15 protein-coding genes are annotated in these 14067 nt (G+C 65.0%); all 15 read right to left on the reverse strand.

Annotation, left to right across the window (positions count from 1 at the left end; translation table 11 throughout):
• The coding region (locus F1599_RS11000) for a primosomal protein N' family DNA-binding protein (RefSeq protein ID WP_455423657.1) at nt 1–399 on the reverse strand (399 nt) is incomplete at its 3' end.
• 587 nt (nt 400–986) lie between these two features.
• Nucleotides 987–2087 (reverse strand): uroporphyrinogen decarboxylase, encoded by a 1101-nt coding sequence (hemE, locus tag F1599_RS11005; protein WP_150083127.1) that lies wholly within the window; start codon nt 2085–2087, stop codon nt 987–989.
• Between the two features lie 168 nt (nt 2088–2255).
• Nucleotides 2256–3218, reverse strand: coding sequence for an alpha/beta hydrolase (locus F1599_RS11010; RefSeq protein ID WP_150083129.1), 963 nt, complete (start codon nt 3216–3218; stop codon nt 2256–2258).
• Between the two features lie 80 nt (nt 3219–3298).
• Nucleotides 3299–3724 (reverse strand): CoA-binding protein, encoded by a 426-nt coding sequence (locus F1599_RS11015; RefSeq protein ID WP_150083130.1) that lies wholly within the window; start codon nt 3722–3724, stop codon nt 3299–3301.
• A gap of 694 nt (nt 3725–4418) precedes the next feature.
• Nucleotides 4419–4835, reverse strand: a complete 417-nt coding sequence (locus tag F1599_RS11020; RefSeq protein ID WP_149317482.1) for a F0F1 ATP synthase subunit epsilon — start codon at nt 4833–4835, stop codon at nt 4419–4421.
• A gap of 87 nt (nt 4836–4922) precedes the next feature.
• Entirely contained in the window at nt 4923–6326 is a 1404-nt protein-coding gene (atpD, locus tag F1599_RS11025; RefSeq protein ID WP_023264072.1) for a F0F1 ATP synthase subunit beta, read from the reverse strand.
• Between the two features lie 45 nt (nt 6327–6371).
• A complete protein-coding gene (gene atpG, locus F1599_RS11030) occupies nt 6372–7247 on the reverse strand; it encodes a F0F1 ATP synthase subunit gamma (protein WP_149317481.1) in 876 nt (291 codons plus the stop codon).
• 84 nt (nt 7248–7331) lie between these two features.
• Nucleotides 7332–8873: a F0F1 ATP synthase subunit alpha gene (gene atpA, locus F1599_RS11035; RefSeq protein ID WP_149317480.1), complete on the reverse strand. Its 1542-nt coding sequence runs from the start codon at nt 8871–8873 to the stop codon at nt 7332–7334.
• A gap of 41 nt (nt 8874–8914) precedes the next feature.
• Nucleotides 8915–9457 carry a F0F1 ATP synthase subunit delta gene (locus F1599_RS11040; RefSeq protein WP_053822841.1) on the reverse strand — a complete coding sequence of 181 codons (543 nt, stop codon included), beginning with the start codon at nt 9455–9457 and terminating at the stop codon, nt 8915–8917.
• A 2-nt stretch (nt 9458–9459) separates the two neighbouring features.
• A complete protein-coding gene (locus F1599_RS11045; protein WP_149317479.1) occupies nt 9460–9930 on the reverse strand; it encodes a F0F1 ATP synthase subunit B in 471 nt (156 codons plus the stop codon).
• A gap of 98 nt (nt 9931–10028) precedes the next feature.
• Nucleotides 10029–10295, reverse strand: a complete 267-nt coding sequence (atpE, locus tag F1599_RS11050; protein WP_006579745.1) for a F0F1 ATP synthase subunit C — start codon at nt 10293–10295, stop codon at nt 10029–10031.
• Between the two features lie 64 nt (nt 10296–10359).
• Nucleotides 10360–11223, reverse strand: coding sequence for a F0F1 ATP synthase subunit A (gene atpB, locus F1599_RS11055; protein ID WP_149317478.1), 864 nt, complete (start codon nt 11221–11223; stop codon nt 10360–10362).
• Nucleotides 11224–11486: 263 nt separating this feature from the next.
• Nucleotides 11487–12044 carry an ATP synthase subunit I gene (locus F1599_RS11060; protein WP_149317477.1) on the reverse strand — a complete coding sequence of 186 codons (558 nt, stop codon included), beginning with the start codon at nt 12042–12044 and terminating at the stop codon, nt 11487–11489.
• 291 nt (nt 12045–12335) lie between these two features.
• Nucleotides 12336–13238, reverse strand: a complete 903-nt coding sequence (locus tag F1599_RS11065) for a ParB/RepB/Spo0J family partition protein (RefSeq protein ID WP_149317476.1) — start codon at nt 13236–13238, stop codon at nt 12336–12338.
• Between the two features lie 34 nt (nt 13239–13272).
• Complete coding sequence (locus tag F1599_RS11070) at nt 13273–14055, reverse strand: ParA family protein (RefSeq protein ID WP_149317475.1); 783 nt, start codon at nt 14053–14055, stop codon at nt 13273–13275.
• Nucleotides 14056–14067: the final 12 nt, after the last annotated feature.

Consider the following 14067-nt stretch of genomic DNA (forward strand, 5'->3'; position numbering starts at 1 on the left):
GGCCAGCAGCGCCTCGGCGCAGCCCTCGCGCAGCCGGAACCGCTCGGTGCGCGCGCGCGCCGCCAGCCGGGGCCAGGCCTGCGCGTCGCGCAAACCGGGCGGCAAGGCGGGCAGGATCACCTCGCCCAGACGCCGGTGGTAATAGGCGGCCGCAAAAGAGGCCAGCGCCAGCCAGTGCGCATTGAGGGGCGGCAGCCAGCCCAGCCGCTGCGATACCGGACGCAGCCGGTCGGCGGGCACCTCGCTGCGATCGGTACCCGCAATCGCGACCCCCACCATCTCGCGCCGGCCGAACGGCACGGCAACGAGCTCGCCCGGACGGACGTGCCTGCCGTCGAGCTCGGCGTTCAGATAATCGAAGCGGTCGTCTGCGGGCGTGTCCAGCGCGATCTGCACCAGCGGCGACGCAGCGCCGCCGACTTCGTTCTGCGGCGGCGGGCTTGCCAGGGATGAGGACGGGGACGACACGATCAGCGGGGGCGGGGGCGAGGACGGCCGGCAAATTCCGCCGGCACCGAAGTGTGCACCATACACGACACTTCGTTGCCAAGACTCTGCATCGGCGGGGCGAGGCCGGGAGTACGAGGACGGCGTGCCGGTCGTTGGGTGCGGTGCAGCATCAACTTAAAGTAAAACTTCAAATGTGGGGCTAAGTCGATGATAGATGACCAGTTTTCCCCTCTCTCCACATCGCCTGTGGATAACTTTGTTGAAAACTCGGGCCAACTTGCCGTAAAGGCGCGCGAAACAAGGCTTTCGGGACCATGACCATGCTCCAGCGCCTGCTGTCAAGCCATTAAAAATCAATGACTTAGCAATATCCCCCGATTGTGTTAAGTGATAACCCCGTCGTGCACTGCGGAAAGCCCATTTGTGTGCATAAGTCAAGCCTTGACAGGCACCGATTCATCGCCGAAGCGCCACGATGGCGCCCCGCATGCACACGATTCGGCAGCGCAGACGCACCGGCACCGGCGTGCGCGGGCCTATGCCTGGGCGCCGTCGCGCTGCCGCAGCGCACGGCTGTGGCGGTGCACTTCGTCGACCAGCACCGTTACGCTCTCGGGCGGCGTGAATTGCGAGATTCCATGTCCGAGGTTGAAGACGTGGCCATCGCTGCCGCCGCCGGCCGCGTAATCGTCCAGCACCCTGCGGGCCTGTTCGCGGATGCCGGCCTCGTCGGCGAACAGCACGGTCGGGTCCAGATTGCCCTGCAGGGCCACGCGGCCTCCGGTACGCCGGCGCGCGGCGGCCAGATTGACCGTCCAGTCCAGGCCGATGGCATCGGCGCCGCTGTCGGCCAGCTGCTCCAGCCACAGGCCGCCGCCCTTGGTAAAGACGATCACCGGCACGTTCTCGCCCTGATGCTCGCGGCGCAGGCCCGCGATGACCTTGCGCATGTAGTCGAGCGAAAAGCGCTGGTACATGCCGTCGGCCAGCGTGCCGCCCCAGGTATCGAACAGCATCACGGCCTGGGCGCCCGCCTCGATCTGCGCGTTCAGATAGGCGGACACGGCCTGCGCATTGATCTCCAGGATCCGGTGCATCAGGTCCGGGCGGGCGTACATCATGCCCTTGACCAGCCGGAAGTCGTCCGAGCCGCCGCCTTCGACCATATAGCAGGCCAGCGTCCAGGGGCTGCCGGAGAAGCCGATCAGCGGCACGCGCTGGCGTCCGTCCTGTACCAGGGCACGCCGGATCGACGCGACCGCATCGAACACGTACTGCAGTTCGCCCATATCCGGCGCCGCCAGCCTGGCGACATCGGCCTCGGTGCGCAGCGGCCGCGCGAAGCGCGGGCCTTCGCCCTGGGCAAACGACAGGCCGAGGCCCATCGCGTCGGGTACGGTCAGGATGTCCGAGAACAGGATTGCGGCGTCGAGCGGAAAGCGGTCGAGCGGCTGCAGGGTGACTTCGGTGGCAAACGCCGGATTCTTGGCCAGCCCAAGGAAGCTGCCGGCCCGTGCGCGTGTGGCGTTGTATTCGGGCAGATAGCGCCCGGCCTGGCGCATCAGCCACAGCGGCGTGTATTCGGTCGGCTGGCGGCGCAGCGCGCGCAGGAAGATGTCGTTCTGCAGTGCGGTCATGGTGGTCCTCGTCAGCCCGCCATTCTACGGGATCGCCACACCGCCGCCGGCAGTATTACGGGCATGGCGCCCCGGTGATTCCGCGCGCCGGTGCGCCCGGCTTCATTGCTTGTTCTGCCTCATTCTTTTCAGACCGCCCTCCTCGTCCAGCCTCGATCCCGTCGAGCGTCATTCCTCGTCCAGCAACTGGGCGAAGGCCTGGGCGCCGCGCCGCATCCATTCCCGGGCCCGCGGCGATTCGCCCTGCAGGCGGGCGAAGCCATGGGTCATGCCGCTCGCCTCGATGGTGATCACGGCGGCGCCCTCGCGCACCAGATAATCGGCGTAGGCGAGGCCGTCGTCGCGCAGCACGTCATGCGCCGCCACCAGCACCACCGTCGCCGGCGGGACCGCGGTGGAGCGGCCGGGGAGCGCGGCCATCAGATGCAGGCGAGGATCGTCCATTGCCGTACCGTCGGCGAGCCGGGCTTCGCCGATGAACTGCGTCCAGTACCACGTCATTTCGTCGCGCGTCAGGCCAGGGCCGGCGGCAAAGGCGCGATAGCTCTCGCTGGCGAAGCGGGGTGCGGTGACGGGATAGATCAGGAACTGCGCGCGCACCAGGCCCGGCGTATCGGCATTGGCAAGCGCGGCGGCCTGCGCCGCCAGGTGGCCGCCGGCGCTGTCGCCAGCGACCGCCAGAAAGCGCGGATCGACTTCGAGGGCGTTGCGCCGCTGCGCCAGCCATCGCAAGGCGTCGAGCGCATCGTCGCAGGGCGCGGGATAGGGATGCTCGGGCGCGAGCCGGTAGTCGACGCTGACGACCGCACAGCCGGTATCGAGCGCCAGTGCCGCGGCGACGCCGTGGTGGGTCTCGTGCGAGCCGACGACCCAGCCGCCGCCGTGGAAATAGACCAGCAGACGCGGCCTCGCCACCGCGATGGGCCGGAACAGGCGTGCGTTCAGCGTCCTGCCCTCCAGTGCGATAGGCAGCTCGGACACGGCGAGCCCTTCCGGATCGGGACGATACGACAGCGCCGCAACCTCGCGGAAGCGGGCGCGCCGCTCGAGCGCATCGGCGGGCACCGGCGCGCCGGCATAGCGCTCGGCGAGTCCGCGATAGTAGGCAAGCAGGTCGGGGTCGATGGCCATGGCGTCCCTGGGCGAATTCGTGGGAGGTGAGGATGGAAGACGGAAAGCGAAGGGGGTCGAATGATACGCGGCGACGCCGCTCAACCGCGCGTCGTTTCTATCTTGCTGCAGCGGTCCTGTACCGCCATCAGCCCGGCGTCCTTCGCGCGGGCCAACGCCTCGTCGTTGACGATGCCCAGTTGCAGCCAGACGCCTCGCGCACCGATCGCGATCGCCTCCTCTACGACCGGCGGCACATCGGGCGAGCGCCGGAAGATATCGACCCACTCGATGCGCGCGCCCTCCGCCGCCAACACTTGCGCGGCGTCGTGCAGCGAGGCATGGCAGCGCTCGCCCAGGATCGATTCGCCGGCGTGGTTCGGGTTGATGGGGACGATGCGGTGACCGTGCCGCTGCAGGAAGGCGGCCACCTCGTGACTCGCGCGCTCGGGCTTGTCGGACAGCCCAACCACGGCGACCGTGCGCAGCTTCAGCATGCCCTCAATATCGGCCTGCATGGTATCCATTCAGTGCTCCTTGGCAGGCGGGCAAGACACCCGCAGCGATGGAACACTGCCGGTGCACGCACCGGGCGTCAACCCCGACGAGGTGATCCGGCGAGCAGTGCCGAAACGGAAATAGTCATGCACCAGAACGATGCCAGCGTGCGATAGCCAACAGAGTGTGCCTATTTTTGTGGCTATTGCGGCCAATTTGCCGTCTTTTCGCTTTCAACTACTTGCAAACCGATACACTTTGTTACTGCCATAGGGGGAAGTTTCCCCCACAATGCTTTGACACATTGTGAACTTTGTGACGGCGCCGCAAGCCAGAGAGCCGCAGGCGCCCTGAAGAAAGCCCAGCAGCAGAATGTATTGCCGGTGTCCCGATAAACGGCGCCAATAGTAGTCGAGTATGCGCCAGATCGGATGCCGGTGCTGTGGCGAACGGTAGCGAAGCCTGCGAGACAGGCTGTCCCTGCAACAGGACGCGCTACACGTCGCCCGACCGAACCCGTTCCTTCGAATTGACCCCTCGAAGGGATTTTCCCGTCCGCGCGGCGCCTCCCCGGCCCGCGCGCTTTTTTTTGTGTTTTTAGTTTTTTGTCAGTGTTTGTCTGACTTCAGCCAACAGCATAGCTCGCATCATGAAAAAAGGCAGCCTCGCGGCTGCCTTTTTCCTTCGCGCTGACGAAAAAGCAACGCCTGGACGGGGTCCTGCTTACTTCTTCCGGCGCAGGCGGGCGATGGCCGCCAGCTGGGCGGCCGCAACCGCCAGCTCGCTCTGCGCACGCGCCAGGTCGAACTCGCTGCTCTGGTTCTGCAGAAGTTCCTCGGCGGCACGCTTTGCTTCCTGCGCCTTGGCCTCGTCGAGGTCGGTGCCACGGATCGCGGTGTCGGCCAGCACGGTCACGTGCTTGGGCTGGACTTCCAGAATGCCGCCGGCGACGAACACGAACTCTTCGCTGCCGTCTTCCTTCTCGATCCGCACCGCACCCGGATGGATGCGCGTGATCAGCGGCGTGTGCCCGGGCAGGATGCCCAGCTCACCCGACTCGCCCGGCAGCGCCACGAACTTCGCCTGGCCGGAGAAGATCGAGGCTTCCGCGCTGACGACGTCTACAAGAATGGTTGCCATGTGAATTCCTTTGTCCAGTCGCTTCGCTTGGAACGGCGGCGCGCCTGCGCACGGAAACCGTGCCGGCGCGCCGTCGCCTGGCGAGGCTTACTGGAGCTTCTTGGCCTTCTCGAAGGCTTCGTCGATCGAGCCGACCATGTAGAACGCCTGCTCGGGCAGGTGATCGCACTCGCCGTCCACCAGCATCTTGAAGCCGCGGATGGTTTCCTTCAGCGGCACGTACTTGCCCGGCGAACCCGTGAACACTTCCGCGACGTGGAAGGGCTGCGACAGGAAACGCTGGATCTTCCGTGCACGCGCCACCGCCAGCTTGTCTTCCGGCGACAGTTCGTCCATGCCCAGAATCGCGATGATGTCGCGCAGTTCCTTGTAGCGCTGCAGCGTCTGCTGGACGCGGCGGGCCACTTCGTAGTGCTCGGTACCGACGATCTGCGGATCCAGCTGGCGCGAGGTCGAGTCGAGCGGATCGACGGCGGGGTAGATACCCAGCGCGGCGATGTCACGCGACAGCACGACGGTCGAGTCCAGGTGCAGGAAGGTGGTAGCGGGCGACGGGTCGGTCAGGTCATCCGCCGGCACGTACACGGCCTGGATCGAGGTGATCGAGCCGGTCTTGGTCGACGTGATGCGCTCCTGCAGCTTGCCCATTTCTTCAGCCAGCGTCGGCTGATAGCCCACGGCGGAAGGCATACGGCCCAGCAGTGCCGACACTTCGGTACCGGCCAGCGTGTAGCGGTAGATGTTGTCGACGAAGAACAGGATGTCGCGGCCTTCGTCGCGGAAACGCTCGGCCATCGTCAGGCCGGTCAGCGCCACGCGCAGACGGTTGCCCGGCGGCTCGTTCATCTGGCCGAACACCATGGCCACCTTGTCGAGCACGTTCGAGTCCTTCATTTCGTGGTAGAAGTCGTTCCCTTCACGGGTACGCTCGCCCACGCCGGCGAACACCGACAAGCCGCTGTGCTGCTTGGCGATGTTGTTGATCAGTTCCATCATGTTGACGGTCTTGCCGACGCCGGCGCCGCCGAACAGGCCAACCTTGCCGCCCTTGGCGAACGGGCAGACCAGGTCGATCACCTTGATGCCGGTTTCGAGCAGGTCCACCGAAGGCGACAGTTCGTCGAACTGCGGGGCCTTCTGGTGAATCGCGCGCACTTCGTCCGCGGCGATCGGGCCGGCTTCGTCGATGGGACGACCCAGCACGTCCATGATGCGGCCCAGCGTGCCGTGACCGACCGGCACCGAAATCGGCGCGCCGGTGTTCTTCACGGCCATGCCGCGGCGCAGGCCGTCGGACGAGCCCAGCGCGATGGTACGGACGACGCCGTCACCGAGCTGCTGCTGCACTTCGAAGGTCAGGCCCTTCTCGGCGAACGACGCTTCGTTGCTCTCTTCCAGCACCAGCGCGTCGTACACCTTCGGCAGCGCGTCGCGGGGGAACTCGATGTCCACCACGGCGCCAATACACTGCACAATATTTCCGATACTCATTTCGTATCTCCGATAGCTTGAATTCTTGACGCCCAGTCTCGTCAGTTACACGGCTGCCGCACCGCTGACGATTTCCGACAATTCCTTGGTGATCGCTGCCTGGCGGGTCTTGTTGTAGTCCAGCTGCAGTTCTGCAATCACGTTCTTGGCGTTGTCGGACGCCGCCTTCATGGCCACCATGCGCGCCGACTGCTCGGACGCCATGTTCTCGGCCACGGCTTGGTACACCAGCGCTTCGACGTAGCGGACCAGCAGGTCTTCCACCACCGTCTGGGCGTCGGGCTCGTAGATGTAATCCCACGAGTAAGCGCGCTTTTCCTCTTCGGTCTGCGCCATCCGCTCGGCGGACAGCGGCAGCAGCTGCTCGACCATCGGCTCCTGCTTCATGGTGTTGACGAACTTCGTGTACGCCAGGTACACGGCGTCCACCTCACCATTGGTGAAGGCGTCGAGCTGGACCTTGATCGCGCCGATCAGCTTTTCCAGATGCGGCGTATCGCCCAGATGCACCACGTGCGAGACCACCTTGGCACCAACGCGGCCCAGGAACTGCATCCCCTTGGTGCCGATCGCGGTGGTTTGCACCTGCACACCGCGGTTCTGCCAGTCGCGCAGCTCGTTGGTGACGGCGCGCAGCACGTTGGTGTTCAGGCCGCCGCACAGCCCCTTGTCGGTCGTCACCACGATCAAGCCGGCGCGCTTGACGTCGCGCGCCTGCAGGAACGGATGCTTGAACTCCGGGTTGGCCGTGGCCAGGTGCGCGGCAATGTTGCGCACCTTCTCGGCGTACGGGCGGGCAGCACGCATCCGCTCCTGCGCCTTGCGCATCTTGGATGCGGCGACCATTTCCATCGCCTTGGTGATCTTGCGCGTGTTCTGCACGCTCTTGATCTTGGTTCGAATCTCTTTCGTTCCGGCCATATCTTCCTCTCCAGTCGTGCCGCGCGCCCGGCCGTCGCCCTTTTTCAGGCCGACGCCGGTTGCGCGGTCCGTGGAATCACGCGGTTAGAACGCGGCGGACTTCTTGAAATCCTCGATCGCGGCACGCAGGGCAGCTTCGTCGTCCTTCGACAGATCCTTGGTGTCTTCGATACGGTTGACGAGATCGGCGTACTTGGTCTTCAGGTGGTCGTGCAGGCCCTTTTCGAACGGCAGGATGTCCTTCACTTCCACGTTGTCGAGGAAGCCATTGTTGGCGGCGTACAGCGACGCGGCCAGCTGCCACACCTGCAGCGGCTGGTACTGCGGCTGCTTGAGCAGTTCCATCACGCGGCGGCCGCGCTCGAGCTGCTTGCGGGTGGCATCGTCCAGGTCCGAGGCGAACTGCGCGAACGCAGCCAGTTCACGGTACTGGGCCAGGTCGGTACGGATACCGCCGGACAGCTTCTTGACGACCTTGGTCTGCGCAGCGCCACCGACGCGCGACACCGAGATACCGGCGTTGATCGCGGGACGGATACCGGCGTTGAACAGGTCGGTTTCCAGGAAGATCTGGCCGTCGGTAATCGAGATCACGTTGGTCGGCACGAACGCGGACACGTCGCCGGCCTGCGTTTCGATCACGGGCAGCGCGGTCAGCGAACCGGTCTTGCCCTTGACTTCGCCATTGGTGAACTTCTCGACGTAGTCGGCGTTGACGCGGGCGGCGCGCTCCAGCAGGCGCGAGTGCAGGTAGAACACGTCGCCCGGGTAGGCTTCGCGGCCCGGCGGGCGGCGCAGCAGCAGCGACACCTGGCGATAGGCCCAGGCCTGCTTGGTCAGGTCGTCATAGACGATCAGCGCGTCTTCGCCGCGGTCGCGGAAGTACTCGCCCATCGTGCAGCCGGCGTAGGCGGCCAGGTACTGCATGGCGGCCGAGTCCGAAGCGGCGGCGGCCACCACGACGGTGTATTCCATCGCGCCGGTCTCTTCCAGCTTGCGCACCACGTTGGCGATCGTCGAAGCCTTCTGGCCGATTGCCACGTAGACGCAATAGACGCCCTTGCCCTTCTGGTTGATGATCGCGTCGACGGCGACGGCGGTCTTGCCGGTCTGGCGGTCGCCGATGATCAGCTCGCGCTGGCCGCGGCCGATCGGCACCATCGCGTCGATCGACTTCAGGCCGGTCTGCACCGGCTGGCTCACCGACTGGCGCGCGATCACGCCCGGGGCGACCTTCTCGATCACGTCGGTCAGCTTGGCGTTGATCGGACCCTTGCCGTCGATCGGCTGGCCCAGCGTGTTGACCACGCGGCCCAGCAGTTCCTTGCCCACCGGCACTTCCAGAATGCGGCCGGTGCACTTGACCTGGTCGCCTTCCGAGATGTGTTCGTAGTCGCCCAGCACCACGGCGCCGACAGAGTCGCGCTCGAGGTTCAGCGCCAGGCCGAAGGTGTTGCCGGGGAATTCCAGCATCTCGCCCTGCATCACGCCGGACAGGCCGTGCACGCGGCAGATGCCATCGGTCACGGAAATCACCGTGCCGGTGTTGCGCACTTCAGCTTCGGCGCCAAGGCCCGAGATGCGGGACTTGATCAGCTCGCTGATTTCTGAGGGGTTCAGTTGCATCACAATGCTCCTAATTCTTCAATCCGTCGGCTGTCCGCACATCAGGCGGTCAGCGCGGCTTGCATGGCGGCCAGGCGCGCGCGCACCGAGGTATCCAGCACTTCGTCGCCCACCTTGACGCGAACGCCGCCGATCAGCGAGGGGTCGACCGTCACGGTCGGCACCAGCTTGCGCCCGAACTTGCGTTCGAGCGAGGCGACCAGATCGGTCAGCGGCGCGCCGTCGAGCGGGAACGCGCTGGTGATTTCGACGTCGGCCGAACCTTCTTGGGCGTTCTTCAGCGCATGGAACTGCTCGGCAATCTCCGGCAGCACGGTCAGGCGGTCGTTGTCCACCAGCAACTGCACGAAGCGGCGCGCCTCGTCGTTGACCGGAGACTTCAGCACCGACAGGAACAGTTCGGCCAGCTTGTCGCCGGGAACGTTCGGATCGTCGGCCAGCGCCTTGATCTCCGGGGTGGCCGCGACCTGCCCCATTTCCGAAACCAGCTCGGACCATGCACCCAGATTGCCGGCGTTGGCCTCGCTGGCGACGCGGAACAGCGCCTCGGCGTAGGGACGGGCAATGGTTGCGGTTTCTGCCATGATTAGAGCTCGGCCTTCAGTTGGTTGAGCAGGTCGGCGTGGACCTGCGCATTCACTTCACGCTTGAGGATCTGCTCTGCACCCTTGACGGCCAGCACGGCGACCTGGTCGCGCAGCTGCTCGCGTGCCTTGGTGACCTGCTGTTCGGCATCGGCCTTCGCTTGCGCGATGATGCGTGCGGCTTCGGCCTGGGCGTTGCGCTTGATCTCTTCGGCGACCATCTGGGCGCGCTTCTCCGCGTCGGCGACGCGTTGCGCACCTTCGGCGCGGGCTTCGGCCAGGGCCACGTCCACGCGCTTGTTGGCCAGCTCGAGTTCGGCCTTGCCCTTTTCGGCAGCCGCGAGACCGTCGGCGATTTTCTTTGCGCGTTCGTCGAGCGCCTTCACCAGCGGCGGCCAAATGAATTTGGCGACAACCCACCACAGGATGAAGAACACGACCATCTGCGCAAAAAACGTTGCGTTCAGATTCATGGTGTGTTCCTTTCGGTAAACAAACTACAGATAAATGCGCAAAGGCGGCCAGGCTAGTGGCCTGCGCCGCCCGTCAGCATCATGCAGACCGAAAAGATTTACTGAATGACGGCCAGCAGCGGGTTGGCGAACGCGAACAGCATGGCCACGCCCACACCGATCAGGAATGCCGCGTCGATCAGGCCGGCCAGCAGGAACATCTTGGTCTGCAGCGGGTTCATCAGTTCCGGCTGACGCGCGCAGGCTTCGATGTACTTGCCACCCATCAGAGCGATACCCAGGCAGGCACCGATCGCGCCCAGGCCGATGATGATGCCGATACCGATGGCGGTCAGACCCTGGATGTTGGCGAGAAATTCTTGCATGACGACTCCTTTAATTTGAGAAGAGACTTAGAACCAAAAAAACCAAAAACCAAAAAACCGGAAATCAGTGCTTGTCGTGTGCCTGGCCGAGATACACCAGCGTCAGCATCATGAAAATGAAGGCCTGCAGCAGCACGATCAGGATGTGGAAGATCGCCCAGACCGCGCCGGCAATCACGTGGCCGACGAAGCCCAGAGCCGACAGGTCGGCGCCGAAGGTCCACATCGAGCCCAGCAGCGCGATCAGCAGGAACACGAGTTCGCCGGCGTACATATTGCCGAACAGTCGCATGCCGAGCGAAACGGCCTTGGCCAGGAATTCGATGACGTTCAGCACCAGGTTGAACGGGGCCAGGTACCACTTGCCGCCGAACGGTGCCGACAGCAGCTCGTGCACGAAGCCGCCCGCGCCCTTGATCTTGAAGCTGTAGTAGATCATCAGGATCAGCACGGCGAACGACATGCCCAGCGTGCCGTTCAGGTCGGCGGTCGCCACGGCCTTGTGGTGCGGCAGGTGGACGCCGAACACGCCCAGCAGGTGGTTCAGGCCGTGGACCCAGTCAACCGGGATCAGGTCGATCGCGTTCATCATGGTGATCCAGCAGAACACCATCAGCGCCAGCGGCGCGATCCACGAACGGTCGCCGTGGATGATGCCCTTGGCCTGGTCGTCGACCATCTCGACGATCATTTCGACGAAGGCCTGGAAGCGGCCCGGCACGCCGGCGGTAACGCGACGCGCGGCCAGGTACAGGAATAGCACGGCGATCGCGCCGCACAGCACCGACCAGAAGACGGTGTCGTAATTGATCACGCCGAAGTCGACCACGGAGGCCTGCTTGCCGCCGATCGAATTCAGGTTCTGCAAATGTTCGGCGATATAGCCGGATGGGGTGAGCGCGTTTTCAGCGCCTTGAGCAGTTGCCATGTCGAATCGAACCGTATATTGCGAAACCTGTTTGACCTGCATTCGCCATCGCGAACGCTCGGTATGCTTCTTGCACCGCCTTCGGCTCGTCGGCCGGTCACCGCAATGCAAGTCGCTTCGTAACTTCCCGATGCCGCGCGCGATTCGAAATCGGCGTGGCATCCCAATCTTGTTTTCTCGAATCCGGCCCTCAATTGCCCTGAATCAGAACAACGCGGCACCGGTTCGGGGCATGGCGATCCGTAATTCGGCAATTCGAAAATCTATCGAATCGCCAGCGCCACCCAGTACGTCTTCAACGCAAGCAGGAACGTGACCAGCATCGGCACCCAACGCAGATCGCGGTACAGCACCACCACCAGCACGAACAGCGCGACGGTGGCCATCACCTTGATCGCCTCGCCGACCACCAGCCCGCCGATCGACGCGCGGTCCCGTGCGAGCCAAAGCCGGAAGGCGAAGAACGCGCTCGGCACGCAGCACACCGCGCCGCCGAACAGCGCCGACCAGCCGTACGGTCCGGCCTCGGGGCCGAACACCGCCCAGCCGATCGCCGACAGCAGCGTCACCGCGACTTGCGCCAGCACCACCTTGCCCGGCGTCATCCGCGAGGGCCGTAGCGCGCGTTCGCCGAACAGCGACACCGCGTCGTCGTGCGACAGCGGCTGGATCGGCGCGGCGGGGCCGTCGTCGGACGCGTCATCGCGCCAGTCGTCACGGTCCCAAGCGTCGCGATCCCACTCGTCGGCCTGACGCCCGGAAGTCCGCTCGGTGCGGTCGGTATTCGATCCCGCGCGAGGCGGCTTTGGGTCTGTCGCCACTACAACTTGTCGGTCTGCCTGCTTGCAGTTCTGGCCGGGAACTTTTCGTCCTCGGCCAGTATTCAAACCGCACGATTTTACGGGGAATGCGGATAACGAGTCAATCTGCTTACAGTTGCCTTGCAAGGCAAAACACCACAACTCTTGCTATCTCGCTTCGATCATGCTTGCGCGGATATTGCGCGGCAATGACCTGACACGTAATCGGATTGCGTAGCAAAAAAATGGCGCCGGGGGAAGAACCCGGCGCCATTCGCGCTGTTCCATTGGGCGATCATCGCCCAACCGCGCTCATGCGACCTGCCGTCCCGCGGCGGGGTCGCGCAAGCGGGCCAGCACCCCGTCGAGCGCATCGTTGCTGGAAAACTGAATCGTCAGCTGACCCTTGCCGCGCGCGCCGAGCTTGATCTGCACCGGCATGCCGAGCGCGTCGGACAGTTCCTCCTCCAGCCGCGCGACGTCGCGCGCGCCCTGCCCGGTCTTCTGCTTCAGCGACTTCAGATCGAAGGGCTTCAGCGTCGAGGTCACCAGCTTCTCGGTCTCACGCACCGACAGCCGCTTGTTGACGATCTGGTTGGCCAGCGTGATCTGGTGCGCGCCGTCCACCGCGAGCAGCGCGCGCGCATGGCCCATGTCGAGATCGCCGGCCATCAGCATGGTCTGCACCGGCTGCGCCAGGTTCAGCAGGCGCAGCAGATTCGACACCGCGCTGCGCGAGCGGCCGACCGACTCGGCGGCCTGCTCGTGGGTGAACTTGAATTCGCGGATCAGGCGCATGATGCCTTGCGCCTCTTCCAGCGGGTTCAGGTCCTCGCGCTGGATGTTCTCGATCAGCGCCATCGCCGCCGCGGCCTCGTCGGCCACGTCCTTGATCAGCACCGGCACCTTGTCCAGCCCCGCCAGCTTGGAGGCGCGGAAACGGCGCTCGCCGGCAATGATCTCGTAGCGATCGGGCTCGGCCACGCGCCGCACCAGGATTGGCTGCATCAGGCCCTGCGCGCGGATGCTCGCTGCGAGCTCCTGCAGCGCACCCTCGTCCATCCGCGTGCGCGGCTGGTACTTGCCGGGCTGCAGCTGATCCACGCGCAGCACGGTGGGCGAACCGTCCTGGCGCGCCGCCTCGACGATCTCCGCCGGGCCGCCCAGCAGGGCTTCCAGCCCACGGCCCAGGCCCTTCTTCTTCGCGGTACTCATGGTGGTGGCTCCTTGCTTGCTGCCGCTCGCCGGCTCAGGCGATCTGGCCGAGTTGCTTGACGCGCGCGATCATCTCGGCGCCGAAATCGAGATAGGCCTTGGCGCCCTTCGACGCCGGATCGAAGGCCACGCCCGGCATGCCGTACGACGGCGCCTCCGCCAGCCGCACATTGCGCGGGATCATCGTCTTGAAGACCTTGTCGCCGAAATGCGCTTCCAGCTGGGCGGAAACCTGCTGCTGCAGCGTCACGCGCGGATCGAACATCACACGCAGCAGGCCGATGACCTTCAGGTCCTTGTTCAGGTTGGCGTGCACCTGCTTGATCGTATTGACCAGGTCGGACAGCCCCTCCAGCGCGAAGTACTCGCACTGCATCGGCACGATGACGCCATGCGCCGCACACAGGCCGTTCAGCGTCAGCAGCGACAGCGACGGCGGGCAGTCGATCAGCACGAAATCGTACTCGCCCTCGACCTCGGCCAGCGCCTGGCGCAGCCGGCGCTCGCGATGCTCGAGCTCGACCAGTTCGACCTCGGCACCGGCCAGCTCGCGGTTGGCCGGCAGCACGTCGTACTTGCCCGACTCCGAGCGCTGGCGTGCCTGCGGGATCGTCGCGAAGCCGACCAGCACCTGATAGACGCTGTGCTCCAGCCCCTGCTTGTCGATGCCCGAACCCATCGATGCATTGCCTTGCGGATCGAGATCGACCAGCAGCACGCGCTGCCCTTGCGCGGCAAGGCCAGCGGCGAGGTTCACCGTGGTGGTGGTCTTGCCCACCCCGCCCTTCTGGTTTGCGATCACGAATACCTTTGCCATGGGTTCTGCAGC

It is taken from the genome of Cupriavidus cauae, assembly GCF_008632125.1.
GTDB classification, from domain to species: Bacteria; Pseudomonadota; Gammaproteobacteria; order Burkholderiales; family Burkholderiaceae; genus Cupriavidus; species Cupriavidus cauae.